The 24,355-nt window shown below is 70.6% G+C and carries 24 protein-coding genes; 8 read left to right on the top strand and 16 right to left on the bottom strand.

Annotation, left to right across the window (positions count from 1 at the left end):
- Window position 1 precedes the first annotated feature (1 nt).
- The 4 genes from gatC to ACFXBC_RS02385 all read right to left on the bottom strand — a co-directional run bounded on the left by gatC (window position 2) and on the right by ACFXBC_RS02385 (window position 6,360).
- Window positions 2-298, bottom strand: coding sequence for an Asp-tRNA(Asn)/Glu-tRNA(Gln) amidotransferase subunit GatC (gene gatC, locus ACFXBC_RS02400; protein ID WP_266852761.1), 297 nt, complete (start codon window positions 296-298; stop codon window positions 2-4).
- A gap of 383 nt (window positions 299-681) precedes the next feature.
- Window positions 682-2,847, bottom strand: coding sequence for a putative bifunctional diguanylate cyclase/phosphodiesterase (locus ACFXBC_RS02395; RefSeq protein WP_385017698.1), 2,166 nt, complete (start codon window positions 2,845-2,847; stop codon window positions 682-684).
- 294 nt (window positions 2,848-3,141) lie between these two features.
- Window positions 3,142-5,322 (bottom strand): NAD-dependent DNA ligase LigA, encoded by a 2,181-nt coding sequence (ligA, locus tag ACFXBC_RS02390; protein ID WP_385017695.1) that lies wholly within the window; start codon window positions 5,320-5,322, stop codon window positions 3,142-3,144.
- A gap of 33 nt (window positions 5,323-5,355) precedes the next feature.
- Window positions 5,356-6,360: a methionine synthase gene (locus ACFXBC_RS02385; protein WP_385017692.1), complete on the bottom strand. Its 1,005-nt coding sequence runs from the start codon at window positions 6,358-6,360 to the stop codon at window positions 5,356-5,358.
- A 125-nt stretch (window positions 6,361-6,485) separates the two neighbouring features.
- Between ACFXBC_RS02385 and ACFXBC_RS02380 the strand changes: the two genes are divergently transcribed.
- The 5 genes from ACFXBC_RS02380 to ACFXBC_RS02360 all read left to right on the top strand — a co-directional run bounded on the left by ACFXBC_RS02380 (window position 6,486) and on the right by ACFXBC_RS02360 (window position 11,112).
- Window positions 6,486-7,883, top strand: coding sequence for a PQQ-binding-like beta-propeller repeat protein (locus tag ACFXBC_RS02380; RefSeq protein ID WP_385017689.1), 1,398 nt, complete (start codon window positions 6,486-6,488; stop codon window positions 7,881-7,883).
- 116 nt (window positions 7,884-7,999) lie between these two features.
- A complete protein-coding gene (locus tag ACFXBC_RS02375) occupies window positions 8,000-8,704 on the top strand; it encodes a response regulator transcription factor (protein WP_385017687.1) in 705 nt (234 codons plus the stop codon).
- Entirely contained in the window at window positions 8,701-10,353 is a 1,653-nt protein-coding gene (locus ACFXBC_RS02370) for a sensor histidine kinase (RefSeq protein ID WP_385017684.1), read from the top strand. The genes ACFXBC_RS02375 and ACFXBC_RS02370 overlap by 4 nt, the downstream gene beginning before the upstream one ends.
- A gap of 55 nt (window positions 10,354-10,408) precedes the next feature.
- The gene (locus ACFXBC_RS02365) at window positions 10,409-10,873 is read left to right on the top strand and encodes a hypothetical protein (RefSeq protein ID WP_385017681.1); all 465 of its coding nucleotides are present in this window, start codon (window positions 10,409-10,411) and stop codon (window positions 10,871-10,873) included.
- Window positions 10,873-11,112, top strand: coding sequence for a hypothetical protein (locus tag ACFXBC_RS02360; protein ID WP_385017678.1), 240 nt, complete (start codon window positions 10,873-10,875; stop codon window positions 11,110-11,112). Before ACFXBC_RS02365 ends, ACFXBC_RS02360 begins: the two co-directional genes overlap by 1 nt.
- A 149-nt stretch (window positions 11,113-11,261) precedes the next feature.
- Here the strand turns inward: ACFXBC_RS02360 and ACFXBC_RS02355 are convergent, their stop codons facing one another.
- Window positions 11,262-11,960: an SDR family oxidoreductase gene (locus ACFXBC_RS02355; RefSeq protein ID WP_385017675.1), complete on the bottom strand. Its 699-nt coding sequence runs from the start codon at window positions 11,958-11,960 to the stop codon at window positions 11,262-11,264.
- A gap of 7 nt (window positions 11,961-11,967) precedes the next feature.
- The gene (locus ACFXBC_RS02350) at window positions 11,968-12,507 is read right to left on the bottom strand and encodes a TIGR00730 family Rossman fold protein (protein WP_385017673.1); all 540 of its coding nucleotides are present in this window, start codon (window positions 12,505-12,507) and stop codon (window positions 11,968-11,970) included.
- Window positions 12,508-12,568: 61 nt separating this feature from the next.
- Between ACFXBC_RS02350 and ACFXBC_RS02345 the strand changes: the two genes are divergently transcribed.
- Window positions 12,569-12,907 carry a DUF427 domain-containing protein gene (locus tag ACFXBC_RS02345; RefSeq protein ID WP_385017670.1) on the top strand — a complete coding sequence of 113 codons (339 nt, stop codon included), beginning with the start codon at window positions 12,569-12,571 and terminating at the stop codon, window positions 12,905-12,907.
- A 91-nt stretch (window positions 12,908-12,998) separates the two neighbouring features.
- Here the strand turns inward: ACFXBC_RS02345 and mnmA are convergent, their stop codons facing one another.
- Window positions 12,999-14,165 (bottom strand): tRNA 2-thiouridine(34) synthase MnmA, encoded by a 1,167-nt coding sequence (mnmA, locus tag ACFXBC_RS02340; RefSeq protein ID WP_385017667.1) that lies wholly within the window; start codon window positions 14,163-14,165, stop codon window positions 12,999-13,001.
- Between the two features lie 61 nt (window positions 14,166-14,226).
- Here mnmA and ACFXBC_RS02335 point away from each other — a divergent pair, with 61 nt between their 5' ends.
- Window positions 14,227-14,889 (top strand): N-acetylmuramoyl-L-alanine amidase, encoded by a 663-nt coding sequence (locus ACFXBC_RS02335; protein WP_385017664.1) that lies wholly within the window; start codon window positions 14,227-14,229, stop codon window positions 14,887-14,889.
- A 128-nt stretch (window positions 14,890-15,017) separates the two neighbouring features.
- Here the strand turns inward: ACFXBC_RS02335 and ACFXBC_RS02330 are convergent, their stop codons facing one another.
- The 3 genes from ACFXBC_RS02330 to ACFXBC_RS02320 all read right to left on the bottom strand — a co-directional run bounded on the left by ACFXBC_RS02330 (window position 15,018) and on the right by ACFXBC_RS02320 (window position 16,818).
- The gene (locus ACFXBC_RS02330; protein WP_385017661.1) at window positions 15,018-16,181 is read right to left on the bottom strand and encodes a cysteine desulfurase family protein; all 1,164 of its coding nucleotides are present in this window, start codon (window positions 16,179-16,181) and stop codon (window positions 15,018-15,020) included.
- A gap of 143 nt (window positions 16,182-16,324) precedes the next feature.
- On the bottom strand, window positions 16,325-16,597 hold the full coding sequence (locus tag ACFXBC_RS02325; RefSeq protein WP_385017658.1) for a DUF4190 domain-containing protein: 273 nt from the start codon (window positions 16,595-16,597) through the stop codon (window positions 16,325-16,327).
- Window positions 16,598-16,644: 47 nt separating this feature from the next.
- Window positions 16,645-16,818: a hypothetical protein gene (locus tag ACFXBC_RS02320; protein ID WP_385017655.1), complete on the bottom strand. Its 174-nt coding sequence runs from the start codon at window positions 16,816-16,818 to the stop codon at window positions 16,645-16,647.
- Between the two features lie 130 nt (window positions 16,819-16,948).
- On the opposite strand from ACFXBC_RS02320, the gene ACFXBC_RS02315 reads away from it, so the two are divergent.
- The gene (locus ACFXBC_RS02315) at window positions 16,949-17,575 is read left to right on the top strand and encodes a TetR family transcriptional regulator (RefSeq protein ID WP_385017652.1); all 627 of its coding nucleotides are present in this window, start codon (window positions 16,949-16,951) and stop codon (window positions 17,573-17,575) included.
- A 150-nt stretch (window positions 17,576-17,725) separates the two neighbouring features.
- Here the strand turns inward: ACFXBC_RS02315 and ACFXBC_RS02310 are convergent, their stop codons facing one another.
- From ACFXBC_RS02310 to ACFXBC_RS02285, 6 genes are all read right to left on the bottom strand, one after another.
- Window positions 17,726-18,562 carry a thioesterase family protein gene (locus ACFXBC_RS02310; protein WP_385017649.1) on the bottom strand — a complete coding sequence of 279 codons (837 nt, stop codon included), beginning with the start codon at window positions 18,560-18,562 and terminating at the stop codon, window positions 17,726-17,728.
- A 23-nt stretch (window positions 18,563-18,585) separates the two neighbouring features.
- Entirely contained in the window at window positions 18,586-19,248 is a 663-nt protein-coding gene (locus ACFXBC_RS02305; RefSeq protein ID WP_385017646.1) for a trimeric intracellular cation channel family protein, read from the bottom strand.
- A 46-nt stretch (window positions 19,249-19,294) separates the two neighbouring features.
- Window positions 19,295-20,686, bottom strand: a complete 1,392-nt coding sequence (locus ACFXBC_RS02300; RefSeq protein ID WP_385017643.1) for a M1 family metallopeptidase — start codon at window positions 20,684-20,686, stop codon at window positions 19,295-19,297.
- Between the two features lie 123 nt (window positions 20,687-20,809).
- Window positions 20,810-22,189 carry a dipeptide ABC transporter ATP-binding protein gene (locus ACFXBC_RS02295; protein ID WP_385017640.1) on the bottom strand — a complete coding sequence of 460 codons (1,380 nt, stop codon included), beginning with the start codon at window positions 22,187-22,189 and terminating at the stop codon, window positions 20,810-20,812.
- Window positions 22,186-23,280 (bottom strand): ABC transporter ATP-binding protein, encoded by a 1,095-nt coding sequence (locus tag ACFXBC_RS02290; RefSeq protein WP_385017637.1) that lies wholly within the window; start codon window positions 23,278-23,280, stop codon window positions 22,186-22,188. The genes ACFXBC_RS02295 and ACFXBC_RS02290 overlap by 4 nt, the downstream gene beginning before the upstream one ends.
- Window positions 23,277-24,284 (bottom strand): ABC transporter permease, encoded by a 1,008-nt coding sequence (locus tag ACFXBC_RS02285; RefSeq protein ID WP_385017634.1) that lies wholly within the window; start codon window positions 24,282-24,284, stop codon window positions 23,277-23,279. The genes ACFXBC_RS02290 and ACFXBC_RS02285 overlap by 4 nt, the downstream gene beginning before the upstream one ends.
- Between the last annotated feature and the right edge of the window lie 71 nt (window positions 24,285-24,355).

The raw sequence follows: 24,355 nt of genomic DNA, 5'->3' as shown, positions 1-24,355 counted from the left end.
GTTAGTCCTCCCCCAGGATCTGCGGCACCTTGAAACGCCGCTGCTCCTGGGCCGGTGCACCGGAGAGGGCCTGCTCCGGGGTGAGCGACGGACGGACCTCGTCCGCGCGCATGACATTCGTCAGCGGCAGCGGGTGGGAGGTCGGCGGTACGTCTTGGTCGGCGACCTCGGAGACGCGGGCGACCGCGCCGAGAATGTCGTCGAGCTGTCCGGCGAAGTGGTCGAGCTCTTCGTCCTTCAGCTCCAGACGTGCCAGCCGTGCGAGGTGGGCGACCTCCTCGCGCGTGATGCCAGGCATGCAGCGATCCTCAGGGGTGAGTGTGTGGATTTTGGCCCAATCCTATGGGGCCGGGGCCCGTGGCCACTAAACGGTTTCGCCGAGGACGCCCCGGAGACGGTTCTGCCCCTCCTGAAAGACCGTCGGCCGGACACCACAGGGCCGCCCGGTGGCGTGCCCTGGGCCGCGTGCGGCGGCTTGCGATGGCGGCCGTAAGGGCAGGAGACCGAGGGTTGTCGCGGGGGCGGAGCCGGGCCAGAAGCGCAGCTGCCCTCTGCACGGTCTGCTCATGGTCCGCGGGGCCCTGTTGCCGGCCTGATGCCCTGCTCGTGGTCCGTGGTCCGTGGTCGTGGTCCGCGGCGCCCTGTTGCCGGCCCGACGCCGAGAGTACGGCTGCGGGGCGGCTACGGGCGCGGGTCCTGCCGCGGTCCCGGCCGGCTGTGCAGTGCCACCTGGCCCGACAACAGCTTCTCCTTCTCCGCGGCCGCAGCGGCGGCGAGCTCCGCAGGCCGCTGCCATCCCCGGGAACCCCGGGCCAGCAGCCACGCGGTGGCCTCGTGCGGAGGCATCGCGGCCGCCACCAGCCAGCCCTGTACCGCATCACAGCCCAGGTCGCGGAGCCGCTCCCAGGTCTCGTCGTCCTCGACGCCCTCGGCCACGACGATCAGGCCGAGCGAGTGGGCCAGGTCGACCGTGCAGCGAACGATTTCGGCGTCCTCGTTGTCCACCGGGAGCCGGGCCACGAACGACCGGTCGATCTTCAGCTCGCTCACCGGGAGCCGCCGCAGATGGACCAGGGACGAGTATCCGGTGCCGAAGTCGTCCAGGGACATCTTCACGCCGTGGGCGGTCAGCCCGGCCAATGTGTCCGCGGCCCGCTGCGGATCCTCCAGCAGGACATGCTCGGTTATCTCCAGTTGCAGAGCGCCCGGCGGCACCCCGTGTCTGGCCAGCCGCGCGGCCACCGCCCCGGCGAAACCGGGGGTGTGCACATCGCGCGGCGAGACATTGACCGCCACCGGGACCTTCAGCCCCTGCTGGCGCCACTTGGCGACCTGGGCCAGTGCCGTCTCCAGGACGTACTCGGTGAGATGCGGCATCAGCCCCGACGACTCGGCGATGGCGATGAACTCGTCCGGGGGGACCCTGCCACGCTCCGGGTGGACCCAGCGGACCAGTGCCTCAAGACCGGCCACCTGGCCGTCGAACCGGACCTTCGGCTGGTAGTGCAGCTCCACATCGCCCGCATCGAGGGCGCGCCGCAGATCGCCGAGCAGCCCGAGCCGGTCGGGGGTGTTGGAGTCCCGCTTCGACTCGTACACCTCGACACCCGTGCGGTCCCGCTTGGCCTGGTACATCGCCACGTCGGCACGTTGGAGCAGCCCCTCGGCGTCGAGCGCGTGGTCGGGGAAGACCGAGACGCCGGCGCTCGCCTCCAGTACCAGCGTCAGTCCGTCGAGGTCGAGCGGTGAGCTCAGCTCGGCCACCAGATGCCGTGCGATACGCATCACGCTCGTCGCCGAGTCGGCAGCCGGGAGCAGCACGGCGAACTCGTCTCCGCCGAGACGGGCGACCTCCGCGCCGCGCGGCAGGGCGAACCGCAGCCGTTCCGCTATCTGCAACAGCAGCCGGTCGCCCGCGAGATGCCCGAGCGTGTCATTGACCGAGCGGAACCGGTCGAGGTCGATCAGCACCAGTGACGACCGGTATCCGCCGTTCTCCGCCTCCGCCAGCGCGGCCCAGGTTCGCTCCAGCAGCCACTGGCGGTTGGGCAGTCCGGTCAGCGGGTCGCGCAGCTGCTCCTCGGCGCGGGCCCTGGCGATCCACAGCGTGGAGTCCAGGGCGATCAGCGGCACCGCGAAGAGCGGCAGCAGCAGCGGCAGGGAGACCGCGACCACACAGATCAGCGGAGCGATTCCGAGCAGCGCGACACCGACGAGGCCTTGCCTGACGAGCGCCGTACGGGTGACCGTGGGCAGGCTGCGGCTGGGCGGCGGCACCGCGGACCAGAGCAGCGTTCGGACCACGGCCATATAGGCGACGGCCGCCAGTACGATCTCCACCGCGGAGCCGATCCCCCAGCCGAGTGGCTGCCAGGGGTGTTCGACCGTGGGGGTCTCGCCGAACGCGGCGAGGACGAGGGCAGCGGCGCCGATGCCCAGGATGTCGGATGCTCCGTGCAGCAGCCCCTGCCGCCAGCGGTTGCTGCGGGCGGCCCCGACGAGGACGACGACGGCCAGACTGACCAGTGCCGCGGGCAGCCAGCCGTACAGCAACAGGACGGCAAGGGTGAGGGCGGCGCCGGAACCGGTGCCGCCCCACCACCGGTCGCGGCCGAGCGCGACCAGGTGGCCCACGATGATGCCGGTCAGGACGGCCAGCGCCCAGCCCGCCGTGCCGTCGGGAAACAGTGCGCGGTCGTCACTGACGGCCTGTAACAGTCCCGTCACCAGGACCAGTGCGGCCAGTCCCACGACGAACGGGAAAGCGGGCAGCCTCGCCACGGAGTGGGCGAGCTGCGCGAAACCGCGCACCCGCGACCCGGGATCGGCGCTCTCGGTCGGTTTCATGCCCGTCCCTCTCACAGCCGGCGGTGCCCCTGCACGTGATGGCCCGCTGTCATGCCGTCACGGCTCATATCTTGTCCCGGACTCGGGAAGAAACTCCAGAGGAAGAATCTCCAGAAGAGCAGGGCAGACCCATTGCAGCCGAGGGCGACGGGCGCACTCAGTCAACAGTAGGCCGCGGAAGGCTCCGACGGGCAGCGCTCTGCAGGTCTTGCCCGAATGCGACCTGACCGTCCCGAACCATCTGCTATGGGCCGAACGGGTGAGGTTGGCCCCACCGCCCTCGCCCCTCCTCCGTTACTCCTCCGCCGCCACCGCGGCCTCCCTGGCCGCGTCAGGGCCTTGTTCGAGCAGCACAGCGAAGCCCTCCTCGTCCAGTACGGGGACCTTCAGCTGCACCGCTTTGTCGTATTTCGAACCGGGGCTCTCGCCGACCACCACGAACGCGGTCTTCTTGGAAACGGAACCGGTGACCTTCGCCCCGAGGCTCTGGAGAGCCTCTTTCGCGCCATCCCGTGTGTGGTGCTTCAGGGTCCCGGTGACGACCACCGTCAGCCCGTCCAGCGGTCGGGGCCCCTCGTCCGCACCGGCCTCGTCCTCCATACGGACGCCCGCGGCCCGCCACTTGCGGAGGATCTCGCGGTGCCAGTCCTCCTCGAACCACTGCTTGAGCGAGGCGGCGATGGTCGGCCCGACGCCCTCCACGGCGGCCAGCTCCTCCTCCGTGGCCTGCTCGATCCGCTCGACGGAACGGAACTCACGTGCCAGCGCCTCCGCCGCCACCGGGCCCACATGACGGATCGACAGGCCGGTGATCACCCGCGCGAGCGGTCGCTCCTTGGCTGCCGCGATGTTCTCCAGCATCGCGAGCGCGTTCTTCCTGGGCTCGCCCTGCTGGTTGGCGAAGACCGTGGCGATCTTCTCCTCACCTGTCTTCGGGTCCCTCTTGGGGAGACCGCTGTCCTGGTCGAGGACGTACGCCTTGATGGGCAGCAACTGCTCGATGGTGAGGTCGAAGAGGTCGCCCTCGTCCCTGAGCGGCGGCTCGGGCGGTTCCAGCGGCTGGGTGAGCGCGGCGGCGGCGACATAGCCGAAGTTCTCGATGTCCAGGGACTTGCGGCCCGCGAGGTAGAAGAGCCGCTCACGCAGCTGGGCGGGGCAGGAACGGGCGTTGGGGCAGCGGAGGTCGATATCGGCCTCCTTCATCGCCCGCAGCGCCGTACCGCACTCGGGGCACTCGGCGGGCATCACGAACTCCCGCTCACTGCCGTCCCGCAGGTCCACGACCGGGCCGAGGATCTCGGGGATGACGTCACCGGCCTTGCGCAGCACCACGGTGTCGCCGATGAGCACACCCTTGGCCTTCACCACGTCCTGGTTGTGGAGGGTCGCGAACTCGACCTCGGAACCCGCCACAGTGACCGGCTCGACCTGTGCGTACGGCGTGACCCTGCCCGTACGCCCCACGCCCACACGGATGTTGACCAGCTTGGTGTTGACCTCCTCCGGCGCGTACTTCCAGGCGATGGCCCAGCGCGGTGCCCGTGAGGTGGAGCCGAGCCGCCCCTGGAGCGGGATCTCGTCCAGCTTGATGACCACGCCGTCGATCTCGTGCTCCACGGAGTGCCGGTTCTCGCCGAAGTACGCGATGAAGTCGCGGGCGCCCGCGAGGTCGTCCACCACCTTGTTGTGCTTGGCGGTCGGCAGGCCCCACTCGTGCAGCAGCTCGTACGCATGGGACAGGCAGTCGATGTCGAAGCCCTCCCTGGCGCCGATACCGTGGACGACCATGTGCAGCGGGCGGGTCGCGGTGACCTTCGGGTCCTTCTGGCGCAGCGAACCGGCCGCCGCGTTGCGCGGGTTGGCGAAGGGCTTGTCACCGGCCTCCACCAGCCGGGCGTTGAGCCCCTCGAAGGCTTCCATCGGGAAGTACACCTCGCCCCGGATCTCCACCAACTCCGGGACCCGCTCGCCGCGCAGCCGGTGCGGGATGTCCTCGATCGTCAGGACGTTGGGCGTGATGTCCTCGCCGGTGCGCCCGTCACCGCGGGTGGCGGCCCGGACCAGCCTGCCGTGCTCGTACGTGAGGTTGACCGCGAGGCCGTCCACCTTGAGCTCGCACAGGAAGTGGTAGCCGGGCGAGCCGACTTCGCGCGCCACCCGCTCCGCCCAGGCGGCGAGTTCCTCCTCGTCGAAGGCGTTGTCCAGGGACTGCATCCGGTCGCGGTGCTGCACGGAGGTGAACTCCGTCTCGTACGCCCCGGCGACCTTCTGCGTCGGTGAGTCCGGGGTGCGCAGCTCCGGGTACTGCTCCTCCAGGGCCTCCAGCGCACGCAGCTGCGTGTCGAACTCGGCGTCGCTGACGACGGGCTGGTCCCTCACGTAGTACCGGAAGCGGTGCTCCTCGATCTGCTCGGCCAGCTGGGCGTGGTGCTCCCGTGCCTCCGCCGGCACCGCACCTTGCTGTTCGACAGCCACCGTCTCGTCCTCCCGTTGATGAAACCGATCCCGCTACTCAGGGTTGTCGGCGAGTGATCTCGCCGCGCGGGCGCAGTGGGCGAGTGCCGTGCGGGCGTACCCGGGTGAAGCGCCCGCGAGCCCGCACGCCGGAGTGAGCACCAGCGACTCGGCGAGAGTCCCCGGATTCAGCCCCAGCCTGCGCCACAGCTTCCTGACACCCATGACGCTACCGGCAGGGTCCGACAATGCGGTGTCAGTGCCCGGCACCACACCGGCGAAGAGCTGTGTGCCGCCCTCCACAGCCTCCCCGACCGCCTCCTCATCACGCTCGGTGAGGAGGCTGAAATCGAACGAGATACCGGAGGCGCCGGCCCGCCGCAGCAGGGCGAACGGCACCTCCGGCGCGCAGGTGTGCACGATCGCGGCTCCGTCGGCGACCGCCATCACGTCCCGCAGCGCGCTCTCGGCCAGCTGCCTGTCGACGGCCCGGTGTGTCCGGTATCCGCTGGCCGTCCTGATCCGGCCACGCAGTACGGGGACCAGTGACGGTTCGTCGAGCTGGAGCACCACCCGGGCACCTGGCACCCGGCGCCGCACCTCGGCCAGGTGGGCGCGCAGCCCCTCGGCGAGCGACGCGGCGATGTCCCGGCAGGCCCCCGGGTCCCCGAGTGCGGCCTCTCCGCCCCGCAGTTCGAGCCCCGCGGCCAGCGTCCAGGGACCGACCGCCTGGACCTTGAGCAGCCCCTCGTACCCCTGGGTGAACTCCTCCAGCGCGTCGAGGTCCTCGCCGAGCCAGGAGCGTGCCCGCCTGGTGTCGCGGCCCGGCCGGTCGCTCACCCGCCAGCCGCTGGGCTCCACGTGCGCGTACATGTCGACGAGCATCCCGAGGGTGCGCCCGGTCATGTCCGCGCCGGGCCCGCGCGCCGGCAGCTCCGGCAGACAGGGGAAGTCCTCGAAGGTCCCGACGACGGTTTTCACGCTCTCCCGCGCGTCCCCGCCGGGCATGGACCCGATCGCGGTGGCAGGACCCCAGCTGAACTCGCTCTTCTCACTCACCCCCGAAGCGTACGAGAGGTCCCGGGCGGAACCGGGCCGGGCCGGGCGGTGTATGTATCGGTGAGTACCGTCGCGGGCGGGTTCGGCAGACAGGCATCAGCGGACGGGCGTCAAGGGGGAGACCGATGAAGGAACGGCTGGACGGCTGGACGTGGAATTCCGGCGACGATAATAAGGAGGCCGCTTCGGGGCCACCGGCGCACGACCGGTACGCCGTTCCGCGGATACGGCGCACACCGGCCCAGTCGGCACGCGCCGCGGGCGGCTGGATTCGTGGCAGATGGATCAGGCTGACGACCGTGGTGACCGTACTGGCCCTCGCGATCGGCGGATGGCAGACGTACACGTATCTCACCCGTTACCACGAGCAGATCAGTGGCACACATGGCGCCTTCCCCACCGCACTGGGCACCGCCGCACCCGAGCGGCCCGGCCGGGTGCTGCCGAGTGGTGGAGACGCTTCGCCGGTGGTCGTCGACGGGCTGGCTCTGCACGAGCGGAACGACGGCATCACGGCGGACAACGTCCGTACGGGCCGGACCTACTGGCAGTACGGGCGCGAGAAGGCCGCGCTGATATCGGAGTCGGTCGTCGGGGGCGGCGCGGTGGTCCTCTGGTACGACGACGGACTCGCGGTCTCAGTGGATCTGCGCAGCGGGAAGCCCGGTTGGCACACGAAGGTGGCTGGGAAGGTCAGGGAGGACTCCCAGGACCGCGTCTGGCGGGCCGGGGGCACCGTGGTCATCAACCAGCAGGACCGGCTGACCGGCCTGTCGGCACGGAACGGGAAGAAGCTCTGGTCCCTCGCCCCGCCCAGGGGATGCGAACGGTGGGACTACCGGCCCCCGGTGGACCTGGCGGATACCGAGGCGTTCGACGCCAGACACTGCTCCGGGTCGGAGGACGGGCTGTACGGACTCGATCCGGCCAACGGCCGGTCGCGCTGGCACCTCCGGGACCCGTATCTCGACTACGGACGGCTCGGGGACCACACCCTGGTCACCCTCACGCCAGTCGGCTCCCTGGTCACGGTGGACGTGTCGGGGTCACAGCCCCGGGTGCATTCGGCCTTCCTCTCGCACCACCTGTATCTGCGCAGCGTCAGTGACGGGATGGTCATCCTCGGCTCCGACGACGACACCACTTTCACCGCACGGCGGGTGAGCGACGACAGCAGCAGCAAGGTGCTGTGGACCGTGAAGGCGAAGAAGGGGTATGCACTGGGGTTTCCCCGGACCAGCGACGGCCGGACGTACATACCCCAGTACCGGCCCCCGCTGGAGGCGAAGCAGCAGAAGGCTCCGGGTTCGGCACAGTTGCTCGTACGGGACGCGCGGACCGGCCGTGAGCTGCACCGGGCCGAGCTGCCCGCTTCCCTCTACACGAGTGCGGAGGACCTCGCCGGGAGCAGGATGGCTGTCATCGGCGCGCAGTACGGCGTGGTCAGGGTGGGCTGGGCCGGCTTCCTGGTCTCCCCCGAAAACCAGGTCACCCTGGCCGACCAGGAGGTTCCGTCTGGCTGATCATCGCCGGAGTCGTCGGCGGCCGCTCCGGCAGTGGAGGTGCCGTGGCACAGACGAGGGCAGCCGGTAAGCCCAGGTTCAGCGGCCGGGTAGACGAAGAAGAGGAAGGAGAGCACATGGACCCGTACGGCAGTTCCGGGAACGTGCTGGTCGTGGACGACGACGCGGCCACCCGCAGATCCCTCGACCGAGGGCTGCGCCTGAACGGTTTTCGTACCCGGACCGCGGCAGACGGAGAGGCGGCACTCGCCGCGGTACGCGCTGCCCCGCCCGATGTCCTCGTACTCGACGTCTCCATGCCCGGGCTCTCCGGTACGGAGGTCTGCGCCGCGCTCCGTGCCGAGGGCGCCGACCTGCCGGTCCTGATGCTCTCCGCACTGGACGAGACGGCCGACCGGATCGCCGGTCTCCAGGCGGGCGGGGACGACTACCTGGTCAAGCCGTTCGCTCTCCAGGAACTGGTGCTGCGCCTGCACGCCCTGCTGCGCCGCAGGCCGCCGACGGGCCTCGGCACGGTGCACGTGGCGGACCTCGTCCTCGACCCCGCCGCGCGCACCGCGCTGCGGGACGGCCGGGCTCTGGACCTGACCCGGCGCGAGTTCGAACTCCTGGAGTGCCTCGCACGCAATGCCGGTCTCGTCCTCACCCGCGACCAGTTGCTGGAACGCGTCTGGGGGTACGACGCCGAGGTGCGCAGCGACGCCGTCGACACCTTCGTCAGCTATCTGCGGCGCAAGCTGGAGGCGGACGGGCTTCCCCGGCTGCTCCACACCGTGCGCGGGGTCGGGTTCGTCCTGCGGGAACAGGGTGGCGGCTCATGAGGCTCTCCACCCGGCTCGCCCTCGCCGTCGGCCTCACCCTTCCGCTGCTCGTCATCGCCTCGGGCTGGCTGCTGCTCCAGTTCGTCTCGCGTGACCTCCACCACGAACAGGACCAGCACCTGCGAGACCGGGCCGCCGCCGTGGTCCCCGAGGTGCGGACCGTGCTGAAGGCCGCGGCGGCGGACCGCCCCGATCCTGTGGAGCAGGCACGGGCGCGCCGGCTCTACGCCGCCGCGCTCGACGTGGGGGTCCGGGTCACGGGCCCCGAGGGCACGTTCTCGGGCGGGCCGCAGCCCGGCCCCGGCGTGCAACTGCCCCAGGGGGCGCACAGACCCGTCACCGTGCGCGGTCAGGGGCGGCAGTGGCGGGCGCTTTCCCGGCCTGTCGCCACCGGCAGGGCCGGGGTCTCCGGCACCCTGTGGGTCTTCTCGCCGGACACGGCGGCACGTACCCAACTGAGCCTTGTACGGAGGCGTGTGGCGATGGCGGCGATCCTCGCAGCGCCGCTCGGCGGCGCGGTGGGCTGGGCGCTCGCCACCGGAGCCACCCGGCCGCTGCGGCGTCTCCAGCGGGCCACCAACGGGCTCGACCCCCGTACCAGCACCGCCAGGTTCCACCACCGGCCGACCGGCACCCGGGAAGTGGACGATCTGGCCGCGACCGTGCGCACCGTGCTCGCCCGCTACGACGAGCAGGCGGTGCGTACCACCCAAGCCCTGGACACGGCGCGCTCGTTCTCCTCCGCGGCATCGCACGAGATGCGCACCCCGCTGATGTCCATGGGCACCAACCTCGACATCCTCCAGGCACACCGGGACCTGCCGGACGCGGACCGGGCGGACATCGTGGACGAACTGCACGCGGAGCACGCGCGGTTGCGTCGCCTGCTGGACGAACTGCGGGCGCTGGGCCGCGCCGATCTCGTGGAGGCCGACGCCTTCCTCGACACGGACGTCGCGGAGATCGCCGGGGCGGCCGTCGCCGAGGCCCGCAGGCGCGCCCCGGACGCTGTCATACGCCTGGAGGCCGAGACGGTCCCCGGCTTCCAGGGCTGGGAGCCGGGTCTGCGTCTGATGCTGGACAATCTGCTGGCCAACGCGCTGGCCCACGGCCGCGGCCCCGACCGCCCGGCCGAGATCGACGTCGTACTCGACCGGGACGCCGACGGGCTGGTCCTCGTCGTGGACGACCGCGGGCCGGGCATCCCGCTGGAGGAACGCCAGGTGGTATTCACGCGGTTCAGTCGCGGACCCGGCAGTACGGGCAGCGGTCTCGGGCTGACGCTCGTCGCCCAGCAGGCGGCCCTGCACCGGGGCACGGTGTGGGCCGGAGAGCGGCCGGACGGGCCGGGCTGCCGCATCACCGTGCGCCTTCCCGCGGGCACGGACGCGCCGCCGAGGCAGGAACGGCACAACTGGCTGGCAGCCACGGCGGAACGGCCGACCGCGCCACCGGCAGTGTCCGGGCTGCCGATACCTCACGCACCACCCGCGCCACCGGCATCATCCGGACCGCCGGCGACGCCCCTGCTCCCAACGCCGCCCCCGCCATCCGCACCATCCGATTCGCGGGTGCCGCCGTGGCGGCAGACACCGCCACCGCCGCCACCGACCGCGCCCCCACAGGATTTTCCCAAAGAACGTCTCTAGCGTCGCCGTCGGCCGTCGCGACCGTGGCGGCAGCAACCGACATCAGGAGGCTTTCATGCTCCCCGTCACCGCACACCGCAGGCGGGCCGCCGTGGTCGGCCTGGCCGCGGCCGCCCTGCTGGCCGGCTCCACCACAACCGCCCTCGCCGCCGCGCCGGCGGCCCACACTCCGAAGGGCGACGGCGCCCGGCAGATCTGCAAGCGTCTGCCCAAGGTCGACAAACGGCTGGCCCGGGCGCTGAAGCGCCTGGACGGGGGCGCGAACGTCGTCGGATCCGTGCAGCGCCTGGAGAAGCGGGTCCAAAACGCGAAGGCCAGGGACGACTCCGCCATCTCGACCTACCTCGGCCACCGTCTCACCACGCGGAAGGCGCTGCTCACGGCGGTGAAGCAGCGGCAGGACGACCTGAAGGACGTCAAGACGTGGTGCGCGGCCAACGACAACGGAAGGAAGAACGCCCAGAAGAAGAGTGAGGGCGCGAGCCCCAGCGCGTCCGGCAGTAACACGGCGAGCAGTTGATGACAGCATCCGGGCGCTCCGGGCGGCGGCGCTTCGCGATGTCCTCCGCCGCGTCGGCCCTCGCACTGCTCACCGCCCTCACTGCGGGTTGCGCGGGGCACGGCTCCGGTGGGACGAAAGCGCCCACGGCGACTCCGTCCCACCGAAGCGGCGAGAGCGCGGCGGAGATGGAGAAGAAGCTGGACGCCGCCGACTCCGCAGCCGCACGGGCGGACCGGGACGCGGCCTCCGACAGGTAGCCGGGTCCCGCCACCGAGGGGCCACGGACCCGGGGTCCACTGCCGTGCACCGCTGCGCCGGTGCACGGCTGGTGGTCCGTCCGGCTGGTGGTCCGTCCGGCTAGGGTCTGTCCGGCTGGCGGGCGGGACGCTCCCCGCTGTCAGCGCTGTCAGCGTCCTGCCCGCACCGTCACATCGTTGATCTCCGCGTCACGCGGGAGGTCCAGGGCCGTCAGGATGGTGGTGGCGACCGACTCCGGGTCGATCAGGCCTTCCGCACGGTACTCCTTGCCCTCCTGCGAGTGGATCTTCGCCTGCATGGGGCTCGCCGTACGGCCGGGGTAGACGGATGTGACCCGGACGCCGTTGGCGCGTTCCTCCTGGCGCAGGGCGTCGGCCAGGGCCTTCAGACCGTGTTTGGCGGCGGCGTAAGCAGCCCACTCCGCATGGGCGTTGAGGCCCGCGCCGGAATTGACGAAGAGGACCTGGCCCTGGACGGTCCGCAACTGCGGGAGCATCAGCCGGGTCAGCTCGGCCGGAGCGATGAGGTTGGTGTTCAGCTGCTGGTGCCAGGTCGGAGGACGCAGCTCGGCGACGGGAGAGAGATCGACGATGCCCGCGATATGCAGCAGCGAGTCGACCTGTCCGGGCATCGTCTGCTTGTCGAGCGCCCAGGAGATGCGGTCGGGGTTCGCCAGGTCGGCGACGAGGGTCGACGCGCCCGGGAAGCGTCCGGCGAGCTCCTTGGCGCGCCCCGCGTCACGCGCCACGACGACGAGGTGGTCGCCGCGCTCATGGAGACGGCGCGCGACAGCAGCGCCAATGCCGGAACCGGCACCAGTGATCACATGTGTAGCCATGGACCCCATCGTCGCACTACTGGACGCCCTGCGACTCCTCCAGGTAGGCCAGCGCGGCTACCCCGTCCTCAGCGAAGAAGACCAGGTCAGTGAGGGGAATGGGAAGGAACCCCTCGTCCTCCATCCGCTGGAACTGCTGCTTCAGTCCGTCGTAGAAGCCGTCTGCGTTGAGCAGGACCACCGGCTTCGTGGTCTTTCCGTGCTTCTTCAGCTCCAGGATCTCGGTGGCCTCGTCCAGCGTGCCGGTTCCTCCCACCATGATCACCACCGCGTCGGCCTTGGCGAGCAGCAGCGCCTTACGCTCGGCCAGATCGGATGCGATCACCATCTCGTCGGCGTTGGTACGGGCCCTGGCCGCGAGGAAGTCCACCGACACCCCGACGAGCCGTCCGCCGGTCTCCTGTACGCCGTCGGCCACCACCTTCATCAGACCGCTCTCCGAGCCGCCCCAGACCAGGGTGTGGCCGCCCCTGCCGAGCAGCTCGGCGAATTCACGGGCGGGGCGGGTGTAGCGCTCGTCGAGATCGGCGGCGGAGAGGAAGACACAGATGTTCATGCGTCCACGGTAGAGGCAGCCCGCGGGGAAGAAGTTCCGGGTCGGATGCGCTGAATCACATATGACGACTGGACATCGCATCACCGTTGAGCAAGGTACCGATCATGTACGGGTGGTCCGCGAGGGCCGTGTCCTGGCGGAGAGCAGCCGCCCCCTGCTGCTGCACGAGACAGGGCTTCCGGTGCGTTACTACCTCCCGCCGGAGGATGTCCGCACCGAGCTGCTGACCCCCTCGGACACCCACACCCACTGCCCCTTCAAGGGAGACGCGTCCTACTGGTCGCTGCCCGGAGCAGCCGACCTCGTCTGGGCGTACCCGGAGCCGCTGCCCCAAGTCGCCCGGATCAAGGACCACTTCTGCTTCTACGACACCGAGGCGGTACCGAGCGAGGCGGTCTGAGGCGAGGAGATCTGAGGCTCCGGCGGCCCCGGGGCGTGGCTGACGGTGTCGGTCAGCCCGGGGCCCGTTGGATCCGGCGGTGCCGGTGGCCTCAGGGCGCGGCGGTCTCGGCCTCTCGAAGCGGCGCCTGCCGGGATGAGCGGTCGGTCGTGGCGATCGTCGCCGAGCCCACGACGCGTGTGCCGTCGTAGAGCACGATCGCCTGGCCGGGCGCAACGCCCCGTACCGGCTCGTCGAACGTGACATGGAGGGTGCCGCCCTCCACCAGCTCGGCCGTGACCGGCGTCTCGCCGCCGTGCGCCCGCAGCTGGGCGGTGTACGTACCGGCGCCGACCGGGGCGTCTCCGCACCAGCGGGGCTTGATCGCGGTGAGCGCGGTGACGTCCAGGGCCTCGGCCGGGCCCACCGTGACCGTGTTGTCGACCGGGGAGATGTCGAGAACGTAGCGCGGCTTGCCGTCCGGGGCGGGGTGGCCGATGCGCAGGCCCTTGCGCTGGCCGATGGTGAAGCCGAAGGCACCTTCGTGGCTGCCGACCTTCGTGCCCGCCTCGTCCACGATGTCGCCCTCGGCGGTGCCGAGCCGTGCGGCGAGGAAGCCCTGGGTGTCGCCGTCCGCGATGAAGCAGATGTCGTGGCTGTCCGGCTTCTTGGCGACGGCCAGCCCACGGCGCTCTGCCTCGGCCCTGATCTCGTCCTTGGTGGTCAGCGTGTCACCGAGCGGGAACATGGCGTGCGCGAGCTGGCGCTCGTCCAGCACCCCGAGGACGTACGACTGGTCCTTGGCCATGTCGGATGCCCGGTGCATCTCGCGTGAGCCGTCCTCGTTGCGGACGACCGTGGCGTAGTGGCCGGTGCAGACCGCGTCGAAGCCGAGCGCGAGGGCCTTGTCGAGCAGCGCGGCGAACTTGATCTTCTCGTTGCAGCGCAGACACGGGTTGGGGGTGCGGCCCGCCTCGTACTCCGCGACGAAGTCGTCCACGACGTCCTCACGGAATCGCTCGGCCAGGTCCCAGATATAGAAGGGGATACCGATGACGTCGGCCGCGCGACGGGCGTCGCGGGAGTCCTCGATGGTGCAGCAGCCACGCGCGCCGGTACGGAACGACTGTGGATTGGCGGAGAGCGCCAGGTGCACACCGGTCACGTCGTGCCCGGCCTCGGCGGCGCGGGCGGCGGCAACGGCGGAGTCCACACCGCCGGACATCGCGGCCAGTACCCGGAGGGGTCGGGGGCGGGGGCTCTGGGGTGTCTGAGTCATAGCCGTACCAGGGTACGGGCACGGGGGAATCCCGCGCTCGCACGGATGCGTTGAGGCACACATGGAACGTACGGGTGGCGACAGGGACCGGCGCATGGGCCGCCGGGCCCTGCTGGTCGGCGGGCTGGGCGCAGCGGCGGGTGCCACGGCGCTGGGCAGGGGCGAGCTGTCGCACGTCTGGGACCGGCTCTCCGGCGGCGGAAGGCCCGGCGAGAGCCCTGCGGTCGATTTCGCGGGAGCGCAGTGGGCGGCGGCCTCCCCGGCGAATTACCGGGTCGCCGACCGGCCTCATGACTATGCAGTCGACCGGGTTGTCATCCATACCGTCCAGGGCAGTTATGCGATGGCACTCCGGGTCTTCGCGGATCCGGCCCACGCGGCCGCCGCTCACTACGTGCTCCGCAGGGACGGGAAGGTGGCGCAGACGGTCCGGGAGCTGGATGTGGCGTTCCATGCGGGAAACCGCGCCTACAACGAACGCAGCATCGGGATAGAGCACGAGGGGTTCGTGGACCGGGCCTCGTCGTTCACGGACGCCATGTACCGGTCGTCCGCCCGGCTGACCGCGGACATCTGCTCGCGGTACGGGATACCCGTGGACCGGAGGCACATCATCGGGCATGTGGAGGTGCCGGGCGCCGACCACACGGACCCGGGGCCCTACTGGGACTGGGCCTGGTACGTACGGCTGGTGCGCGAGGCTCGGGAGCAGCACAAACCGTAACCGCGCCCCTGCACTGGACCAGCACCCCGGGCCACCCCGGCACCCCTGGCCGCAGGAGCCCGCCTCAGCTGACCCCGGCGCGCCCCTGGCCGGAGCGGCCCGCCCTGCGCATCTCGGAGGAGCCCGCCTCAGCTCAGCCCGGCCGACCTGGCCCGTTCCACCGCCGGGCCGATCGCCTCCGCCACCGCGGCGACGTCCGCCGCGGTAGAGGTGTGTCCCAGTGAGAACCGGAGTGTGCCGCGGGCCAGGTCCGGGTCTGTGCCCGTGGCCAGAAGGACATGGCTGGGCTGTGCCACCCCCGCCGTGCAGGCGGATCCGGTGGAGCAGGCGATGTCCTGGGCGTCCAGCAGGAGCAGCAGGGAGTCGCCCTCGCAGCCCGGGAAGGTGAAGTGGGCGTTGGCGGGGAGGCGGTTCACCGGGTCGCCGCCCAGGATGGCCGTGGGGACCGTGGACCGTACCGCGTCGATCAGTCCGTCGCGCAGTGCGCCGACCTCCCGGGCGAAGGTCTCGCGGCGCTCCGCGGCCAGTGTTCCCGCCACGGCGAAAGAGGCTATGGCCGGCACGTCGAGCGTCCCGGAGCGCACATGGCGCTCCTGTCCCCCGCCGTGCAGAACGGGCACGGGGGTGTACTCACGGCCGAGCAGCAGGGCTCCGACGCCGTAGGGGCCGCCGACCTTGTGGCCCGACACGGTCATCGCGGCCAGGCCCGACGCCGCGAAATCCAGCGGGAGCTGGCCGTACGCCTGTACCGCGTCGGCGTGCAGCGGGATACCGAACTCGGCTGCGACGTCGGCCAGTTCACGGACCGGCATGACGGTGCCGATCTCGTTGTTGGCCCACATCACGGTGGCGAGCGCGACATCGGACGGGTCCCGTTCGATCGCCGCGCGCAGGGACTCGGGGTGGACCCGGCCGTAGCCGTCGACCGGGAGGTATTCGACCGTCGCGCCCTCGTGCTCGCCCAGCCAGTCGACGGCGTCCAGGACGGCGTGGTGCTCGACCGGGCTGACCAGCACCCGGTTCCTGCGCGGTTCGGCGTCGCGGCGGGCCCAGAAGAGGCCCTTGACTGCGAGGTTGTCGGCCTCGGTGCCGCCCGCGGTGAAGACCACCTCGCTGGGGCGCGCGCCGAGTGATTCCGCGAGGGCCTCCCGGGCTTCCTCGACGGTACGCCGGGCCCGCCGCCCGGCGGCGTGCAGCGACGAGGCGTTGCCGACGACGGTGAGCTGGGCGGTCATCGCCTCGACCGCCTCCGGAAGCATGGGAGTGGTCGCAGCGTGGTCGAGGTATGCCATGGTGCGCACGATTCTACGAGCACCGGAGAGGTCTCCCCGCCGCACTCCCCCGGTGAGCGGCGCACGGCAGCCCGGCCGCCGGGTTCCGGTCGTTGGCCGTCGGCCGCCGGAGTTCCGGACGTCAGCCACCGGAGTTCCGGACGTCAGCCGCCGAAGTTCCAGATGACGGCGCCGCTGGAGGTGAAGACGGTGGCCAGCACCACCAGGTCGGCCACGCCGAGCGCGAGGCCGAGCAGGGCACGGCCGCGGCGGGCCGTGCCGCGCCACAGCGCGAGGCCGGCCAGCACGATGGCCGTGGGGCCGAGAACGATGTTCAGCACAAGCAGACCCAGCAGGCCGAGCACGAACGCGGCGACGGCCATGCCGTCGGCGTCGCGGGTGCCGGTCCGGGTCCGGGCCGAAGCGGTGAGTTCCATGATGCAGCTCCCTTTACGTGGTGTGGGCCGGGTTGCTTGCCGGGCGCTTACTTGCCGAGGCGCCCGGTGAAGCGCCGGCGGCCGAGACGCTCGCGCACGGCGAACACGGCCAGCCAGGCGCCGATGACGGCCGCGGCGACCAGGGACACGGAGAGCGGGAAGTGGGCCACGGCACCCAGCACGACTCCGAAGACGAGGAGAAGCGCGACGAGGGCAATCATCACTGTCCTTTCGGTGCGCCCTGTCCGGCGCACGCACGGCTCGGTTGAGTGAACAATTGTGAGTACGACTGTTCACTGACTACTGAGTCTACGCTTCCCTTCGGCGGAGAACGGTTGTTTACTGAATGGCATGAGTCACACCGTGGGCCTCCGCCAGGTCCAGAAGCAGAAGACCCGCCAGGCCCTCCTGGACGCGGCGCTGGGCCTGCTGGAGGAGCAGAGCCTGTCCAGCCTCGGGCTGCGTGAGGTGACCCGCGCGGTGGGTGTCGCGCCGACCGCCTTCTACCGGCACTTCCGGGACACCGCCGACCTCGGGGTCGCGCTCGTCGAGGAGGCCCTGGGCTCACTGCACGGGCTGATCGCCGCGACACTCGCGGAGACCGGCGACAGCGAGGCGCGTATCGACACTACGGTCGGCCTGATCGCCGCGCTGGTCCGCACGCATCCGGCGCACGTCCGGTTCATCGCCCGCGAACGGCATGGCGGCGTCCAGCCGGTGCGCGCGGCGATAGCGGCGCAACTGCGGCTGTTCACACGGGAGGTGGCGGCGGCGTTCGCGGACGAACCGCGGTCCGCGCTGTGGAGCGACGACGACCTGCTGATGCTGGCGGCCGTCTATGTGGATCACATGGTGATGACCGCTTCGGTCCTGCTGGAGGCGGCGGAGGAGGGGCCCGAGGCGTCGGAGCGGGCCCGGGACATGGCCCGGCGTCAGATGCGGCTGGTCAGCCTGGGGCGGCAGCACTGGCTCGACTGAGGCACTGGCCCGACCGAGGCACTGCCCCGACCGCGGGGACGGGGCCGAGTGGGGCAGGAGCCGAGGAACCGGGAGCCGGGAGGGGCGGGAGCCGAGGAACCGGACCGGCCGAGCCGCGGCCACCATCCCGCCCCCGTCCCCGCCGTCCCGCTACCCCCGCGGCGCCAGCGCCAGCTGCCGGGACTGGGCGACCAGCCGGTCCGCGCTGTCCCAGACCTCGGCGTCCTCCTCCAGGAAGCCCCCGGCGAGGTTGCGCGTGACGATCGACACCCGGAGCGGGCCCGGCGCGGGGCGGCACCGGATGTGGGTCGTCAGTTCGACCGTGGGCACCCAGCCCTTGAGGCCGAGCTCGAAGGCGGTCGGCGGCAGCGCGTCCACCGTCAGCAGCAGCGAGAGCGGATCCGCGTCGCGCCCGTCGGCGAGGCCGAACCACGCACGCATCTCCCCCTTGCCGGACGGCGCGCCCACCGCCCAGCCGCAGGTGGCCGGGTCCAGCTTCACCCTCAGGCGGTCCGTGATCGCGGATGAGCCGGGAATGGGCGCCGGACCGTCTTCGGAGCCCAGGCACTGCTCGATGGGCGGGATGGACGGCGGCTTCGCCGTGGTGCGTACCTCGTCGGAGAGCGCGTCCAGGTCGCCGTACGAGGCGAGCACCCGGATCCGTTCGACCTCGGTGCCGTCCTCCGCGTACTGGAAGAGCGACGCCTGCCCCGTGGAGAGCGTGCGGCCGCTGCGGACGGTCTTGACCCTGATCACCGCGGGGCCCGGACGGGAGGCGGTCACATAGTGCGCGGAGACCGAGAACGGGTCGGGGTGCGGGAGCGCGTCGCCCAGCGCGCGGCCGATCAGGGCCAGCAGATAGCCGCCGTTGACCGCCTGGATGATGGTCCAGCCCGCGGAGAGCTCCGCCTCGTAGACGCCTTCTTCACGACGGGTGACTGCGGTGTCGCGGTCGAACTCACTGTTCCCGATGGATACCTGTGCCATGAGCAGCACCGTACACCGCAAGGTTACTCGTCGGTAGAGACGGCCGCCGAACGTCTGTTCCAGGCCCGTGAGGCCCGCCAGTGGAAGCGCAGCGCGAGCAGCCGCACCGTGAAGCAGGTGAGCGCCGCGATACAGCCCGTGGTGGTGGTCAGCACGTCGAACTGGATGAAGAGCGCCACCATCGTCGCCCCCACCACGGCCGGTACGGCGTACAGATCGCGGTCCCAGCGCACCAGCGAGGGCGTCTCGTTGGCCAGGACATCGCGGAGCACACCGCCGCCCACCGCGGTGGCGAGACCCATCACGGCGGAGGCAGTGAGACCGAGCCCGTAGTCGTACGCCTTGGTGGTGCCGGTCACACAGAAGAGACCGAGCCCGGCCGCGTCGAAGACGTTCACTCCGGCCTGGATCCGTTCGACCTCGGGGTGAAGGAAGAAGACCAGGCCGGCGGCGATCAGCGGGGTCACGAAGTAGCCGAGATCGGTGAAGGCGGCGGGCGGCACCGCCCCGATCACGATGTCCCGGAACAGCCCGCCACCCAACGCCGTGACCTCGGCGAACACCGCGATCCCGAAGACGTCGAAGTTCTTCCGGACAGCGAGCAGCGCACCGGAGATCGCGAAGACGAAGATCCCGATGAGGTCCAGCACGTGCTGGACGGAGGTGTTGAACAGGTCATGGAGCACCCGACAGTTCTACCCCCGCCGCACCGCCGCCGTGCAACGCTCCGCCCTACAGCTCCGGTTTGGCAGGAGTGCGCAGCCACGCGTCGAAGAAGGCGCCGAGCCGCTGCCCGGAGATCTTCTCGGCGAGCGCGGTGAACTGCCCGGTGTCGGCGTTGCCGTACCGGTGCGCCTTCGTCCAGGCGGGCAGCAGCCGGAAGAACGCCCTGTCCCCGATCCGTTCGCGCAGCGCCTGGAGCGTCATGGCCCCCCGGTCGTAGACGGCCGATCCGAACATCGTGTCGCGCTGTGGATCGGCGACCTCCGAGTGCCAGAAGCCGGAGTTCGCGGGGGTCGCGTCGTACTCGGCGAGGAAGGCGTCGTGCGCCGAGCGCTTGCCCTGGTGTTCGTCCCAGAGCCACTGGGCGTACGTGGCGAAGCCCTCGTTGAGCCAGATGTCCTTCCACTGCTTCACCGAGACGGAGTCGCCGAACCACTGGTGGGCCAGCTCGTGCACGATCGTCGACTCGTTGCGTACGGCGGAGTAGCTCGGCTTGGACTGGGTCTCCAGCGAGAAGCCCGCCTGCGGCATGTCGTCGACGACCGCGCCGGTCTCCTCGAACGGATACGGCCCGAAGACCTTCGACCAGTAGTCGGTGGCCTCGGCCGTCACGGCGTACACATCAACGGCGTTGCTGTGGGCGAGCACCGGGTCGATGGCCACGTAGATCGGTGTTCCGGCGGGTGTACGGCCGGTCCTGACGTCGAACCTGCCGATCGAGGCGGTGGCGAGATAGGTGGCCATCTGCCGGGACTCGCGCCAGTGCGAGACGGTGGACGCGCCCTGGGTACGGGTGGAGAGCAGCCGCCCGTTGGAGACCCCGGTCAGCCCCTTGGGCGCCTTGATGGTGATGTCGAAGGCGGCCTTGTCGGAGGGGTGGTCGCTCGAAGGGAACCAGGTGGAGGCCGCGTTGGGCTCGCAGGCGACGAAGACGCCGTCCTTGGTCTTCATCCAGCCGTAGTCGGAGCCGAAGACGATCGGGCCGCTGAGCGCCTGCGGAACACCGCCGTAGACGACCCGTACGGTGAAGGTGCGGCCCTTGCGCAGCGGGCCTGCCGGGGTGATGCGTATCTCGTCCCCGGAGCGGGTGAAGCGTGCGTGCGCGCCGTTCACCTCGACCGATGCGACCGTCAGTTTCTGGAGGTCCAGGTCGAAGGAGGAAAGGTTCTGCGTAGCCCGCGCGGTGACCGTCGTACGGCCGTCGAGCCGGCCGGAGTCCGGGTTGTACGCGATGTCGAGGCCGTAGTGCAGGGCGTCGAAGCCGCCGTTGCCCAGCTGCGGGAAGTAGGGGTCACCGATGCCGGCCGAACCGGGTGAGGGTGCCGGAGCGGCAGCGATGACACAGAGGGCGGCCGTCGCGGTGGCGAGGGCGGCCAGACGTGCCGAACGGGAGAGCGCCAAGAGTCTGCCCTTCGTGCGTGCGCCGTTGTTACGGACACGCTGACTCTGCACTCTCCCGTTTAGGCATGTACATGACTTTACCAACTTGTCATGGGCGTGCCCGGCGCGACAACCGCGCGGCGCCTACTTCTCGCCGGACTCCGCGGCGGCGTCCGGCCCGGCCTCTGCGCCGGTGCCGGTGCCGGTCTTGGCCTCCGGCTCCGCCCCTGCGTCGGTCCCGGACTCGGTGCCGGTGGCGGCCTCGGTCCCGGCCTTGGGCTCGGCCTTGGCCCCGGGCTCCGTCTCCGTGTCCTTCGCGACCGCGTCACCGGCCGGCTCGGGCTTCGCGACCGCGTCAGCGGCCGGCTCCGGCTTCGCGACCGAGACCAGTTCGGCGGCCTCCCTCGCCTGCGGCAGCCGTTCCTCGCCCGGCGCCTGGTCGGGCGCGTTCTCCGGGTGGTGGCAGGCCACCTGGTGTCCGGTCCCCAGCGTCAGCAGCGGCGGTTCCTGTGTTCCGCAGATCTCCGTCGCCTTCCAGCACCGGGTGTGGAACCGGCAGCCGGCCGGCGGCGAGATCGGCGAGGGGACGTCGCCCTCCAGCCGGATCCGGTCGCTCCTGGTCCCCTTGCGCCGCGGGTCGGGCACCGGCACCGCCGAGAGCAGCGCCTTGGTGTACGGGTGCATCGGCGACTCGTACAGCGACTTGCGGTCCGCCAGTTCGACGATCTTCCCGAGGTACATCACCGCGATCCGGTCCGAGACATGGCGGATGACCGACAGGTCGTGCGCGATGATCACGTAGGTCAGACCGAGCTCGCTCTGGAGGTCGTCCAGCAGGTTCACCACCTGCGCCTGGATCGACACGTCGAGCGCCGAGACCGGCTCGTCGGCGACGACGAGCTTGGGCCGCAGTGCGAGCGCGCGGGCGATGCCGATGCGCTGGCGCTGGCCGCCGGAGAACTCGTGCGGGTACCGGTTGTAGTGCTCGGGGCTGAGTCCCACCAGCTCCAGCAGCCCCTGGACCTCCTTCTTCACGCCGCCCTCGGGCTCGACGCCCTGGAGCCTGAAGGGGGTTCCGACGATCCCGCCGATGGTGTGCCGGGGGTTCAGTGAGCCGTACGGGTCCTGGAAGATCATCTGGACGTCGCGGCGCATCGGCCGCATCTGCCCCGCGGACAGATGCGTGATGTCCTTGCCCTCGAACTCGACCTTTCCGCCGGTCGGTTCGAGCAGCCGGGTGATCAGCCGGCCCATGGTCGACTTGCCGCAGCCCGACTCGCCGACGACACCCAGGGTCTCCCCCGGGAACACGTCGAACGACAGCCCGTCCACGGCCTGGACCGCGCCCACCTTGCGCTTGAGCACGCCCTTGGTGATCGGGAAGTGCTTGACCAGGTCGGTGACCTTGAGCAGCGGCTCCGCCCCGGCGTCCTTGGCGGGCGCGGCGGCGGAGTCCTTGGACGTCTGCTGCGGAACCTTCGGAGCCTCGGGAGCCTGCGGAGCCTTCTTCTTCTGATCAGTCACAGCTTCGGCGCAATCTCTTCGGTCCAGATCTTTTCCCGCTGGGCCTTCGTCATATGGCACGCGGAGAAGTGCCCGTCCGTGCTCTCCCGCAGCTCAGGGCGCTCGATGCGGGTGATGTTGTCCTTGGGCACGTCGGCGTAGGGGCAGCGCGGGTGGAAGGCGCAGCCGGACGGCACGTTGATCAGGCTGGGCGGGGAGCCCTTGACGGGCACCAGACGTTCGGTCTGCTCACGGTCGATGCGCGGCATGGAGCCCAGCAGCCCCCAGGTGTAGGGGTGCTGGGGCTCGTAGAAGACCTTCTCGGCCGTGCCGCGCTCGATGCAACGGCCCGCGTACATCACCAGGAGCTCGTCCGCGATCTCGGCGACGACGCCGAGGTCGTGGGTGATGATGACGACCGCCGAGCCGAACTCCTTCTGCAGATCCCGGATGAGATCGAGGATCTGCGCCTGGACGGTGACGTCGAGGGCGGTCGTCGGCTCGTCGGCGATGAGCAGTTCGGGGTTGTTGACCAGGGACATCGCGATCATCGCGCGCTGGCGCATACCGCCGGAGAACTGGTGCGGGTAGTCCTCGAAACGGCGCTGCGGCTCGGGGATGCCGACCCGGTCGAGCATCTCGACCGCACGGGTACGCGCGGTCTTCTTGTCGACCTTGTGGTGGACGCGGTACGCCTCCACGATCTGCGCGCCGATGCTGTAGTACGGGTGCAGCGCCGACAGCGGGTCCTGGAAGATCATGGACATCTTCTGACCGCGGAGTTCGCGGACCCGCTCGGGCCCCGCGCCGATCAGCTCCTCGCCGTCGAGCCAGATCTCACCGGAGATCCGGGCCCGCTCCGAGCTGTGCAGCCCCATGATCCCCAGCGAGGTCACGGACTTGCCGGAGCCTGACTCACCGACGATACCGAGCGTCTGACCGGCCTTCAGGTCGAAGCTGACACCGTCCACGGACTTCACCAGGCCGTCGTCGGTGTCGAAGTGGATCCGCAGGTCCCGGACCGAGAGGAAGCTCTTCGCGTCCTGGGACGGGGCGTCGTCCTTGCCGCTCTTGGCGGGCTCGCCGGAACCCTTCTTGTGCACGTCGCTCATGAGAGCCTCACCCGGGGGTCGATCGCGGCGTACACAAGGTCCACCAGCAGGTTGCAGACAACGATGAAGAAAGCGGCCACCAGCGTCACACCCATGACGACCGGGAGGTCGCTGCGGGTCACTCCCTGGATGGCGTAGGCCCCCATCCCCTGGAAGTCGAAGACCGTCTCGGTGATGACCGCGCCGCCGATGAGCAGCGCGAAGTCCATGCCGAAGATGGTGATGAGCGGGGTGAGCGCGGCGCGCAGGCCGTGCTTGACGACCACGTTCCGCTCGCGCAGGCCCTTGGCCCGCGCGGTTCTGATGTAGTCCTCGCCCATGGTCTCCAGCATCCCGGCCCGGGTGAGCCGGGCGTAGAGCGCCGAGTACAGGAAGGCGAGGGTGCACCAGGGGAGGATCAGGTTCCAGGCCCACTCCGCCGGATTGTCCGTGAAGGGCACGAAGTGCACATTCCAGATCGTCCAGTGGAAGCTGAACAGGGCGAGCGAGACCAGACCGGTGAAGAACATCGGCAGCGAGACGCCGGCCAGGGCCACGCCCATCGCGAGTCGGTCGATGAGCGAGCCCCGCTTGAGGGCGGAGACCACACCGGTCGCGACACCGCTGACGACCCAGATGACCGCCGCGCCGACCGCGAGCGACAGCGTCACGGGGACACGCTGCTGGATCTCGGGCCAGACCGCCGAGTGGGTCTTGAAGGAGTAGCCGAAGCACGGCGCGTGGCACACCGCGGGGTCGGGCCCGAAGTGGTAGTTCGCGCCGACGACGATGCCCTTGATGAAGTGCCAGTACTGCTCGTAGAGGGGCTGGTCCAGCCCCAGGTTCTTCTTGACCGCGGCGATCGTCGCCGGGTCGGGGCTCTTGCCCACGTACTGGGCGGCCATGGAGTCGGTCGTCTGCCCGCCGAGGCGGGGAACGAGGAAGAAGATCGCGAAGGTGACTGCGCTGACCACCAGCAGCAGCAACACCGCGGCGAATACGCGTCGGATGATGTACGCAGCCACAGCCGTGCGGCGCCGGGACGGACGGACGGGGTAGGCCCGTCCGTCCCGGCGCCTTCACCTGCCTTTCAGGG

The sequence above is a fragment of the Streptomyces sp. NPDC059398 genome (genome assembly GCF_042751845.1).
Taxonomy (GTDB): domain Bacteria; phylum Actinomycetota; class Actinomycetes; order Streptomycetales; family Streptomycetaceae; genus Streptomyces.
Note: the sequence above shows the minus strand (reverse complement) of the source record. Positions and strands in the feature narration are given on the sequence as shown.

Coding starts and splice junctions, on each gene's coding strand:
- gatC (WP_266852761.1), bottom strand. CDS start 298: ATGCCTGGCATCACGCGCGAGGAGGTCGCCCACCTCGCACGGCTGGCA.
- ACFXBC_RS02395 (WP_385017698.1), bottom strand. CDS start 2,847: ATGAAACCGACCGAGAGCGCCGATCCCGGGTCGCGGGTGCGCGGTTTC.
- ACFXBC_RS02380 (WP_385017689.1), top strand. CDS start 6,486: ATGAAGGAACGGCTGGACGGCTGGACGTGGAATTCCGGCGACGATAAT.
- ACFXBC_RS02375 (WP_385017687.1), top strand. CDS start 8,000: ATGGACCCGTACGGCAGTTCCGGGAACGTGCTGGTCGTGGACGACGAC.
- ACFXBC_RS02370 (WP_385017684.1), top strand. CDS start 8,701: ATGAGGCTCTCCACCCGGCTCGCCCTCGCCGTCGGCCTCACCCTTCCG.
- ACFXBC_RS02365 (WP_385017681.1), top strand. CDS start 10,409: ATGCTCCCCGTCACCGCACACCGCAGGCGGGCCGCCGTGGTCGGCCTG.
- ACFXBC_RS02360 (WP_385017678.1), top strand. CDS start 10,873: ATGACAGCATCCGGGCGCTCCGGGCGGCGGCGCTTCGCGATGTCCTCC.
- ACFXBC_RS02355 (WP_385017675.1), bottom strand. CDS start 11,960: ATGGGGTCCATGGCTACACATGTGATCACTGGTGCCGGTTCCGGCATT.
- ACFXBC_RS02350 (WP_385017673.1), bottom strand. CDS start 12,507: ATGAACATCTGTGTCTTCCTCTCCGCCGCCGATCTCGACGAGCGCTAC.
- ACFXBC_RS02345 (WP_385017670.1), top strand. CDS start 12,569: ATGACGACTGGACATCGCATCACCGTTGAGCAAGGTACCGATCATGTA.
- mnmA (WP_385017667.1), bottom strand. CDS start 14,165: ATGACTCAGACACCCCAGAGCCCCCGCCCCCGACCCCTCCGGGTACTG.
- ACFXBC_RS02335 (WP_385017664.1), top strand. CDS start 14,227: ATGGAACGTACGGGTGGCGACAGGGACCGGCGCATGGGCCGCCGGGCC.
- ACFXBC_RS02330 (WP_385017661.1), bottom strand. CDS start 16,181: ATGGCATACCTCGACCACGCTGCGACCACTCCCATGCTTCCGGAGGCG.
- ACFXBC_RS02325 (WP_385017658.1), bottom strand. CDS start 16,597: ATGGAACTCACCGCTTCGGCCCGGACCCGGACCGGCACCCGCGACGCC.
- ACFXBC_RS02320 (WP_385017655.1), bottom strand. CDS start 16,818: ATGATTGCCCTCGTCGCGCTTCTCCTCGTCTTCGGAGTCGTGCTGGGT.
- ACFXBC_RS02315 (WP_385017652.1), top strand. CDS start 16,949: ATGAGTCACACCGTGGGCCTCCGCCAGGTCCAGAAGCAGAAGACCCGC.
- ACFXBC_RS02310 (WP_385017649.1), bottom strand. CDS start 18,562: ATGGCACAGGTATCCATCGGGAACAGTGAGTTCGACCGCGACACCGCA.
- ACFXBC_RS02290 (WP_385017637.1), bottom strand. CDS start 23,280: ATGAGCGACGTGCACAAGAAGGGTTCCGGCGAGCCCGCCAAGAGCGGC.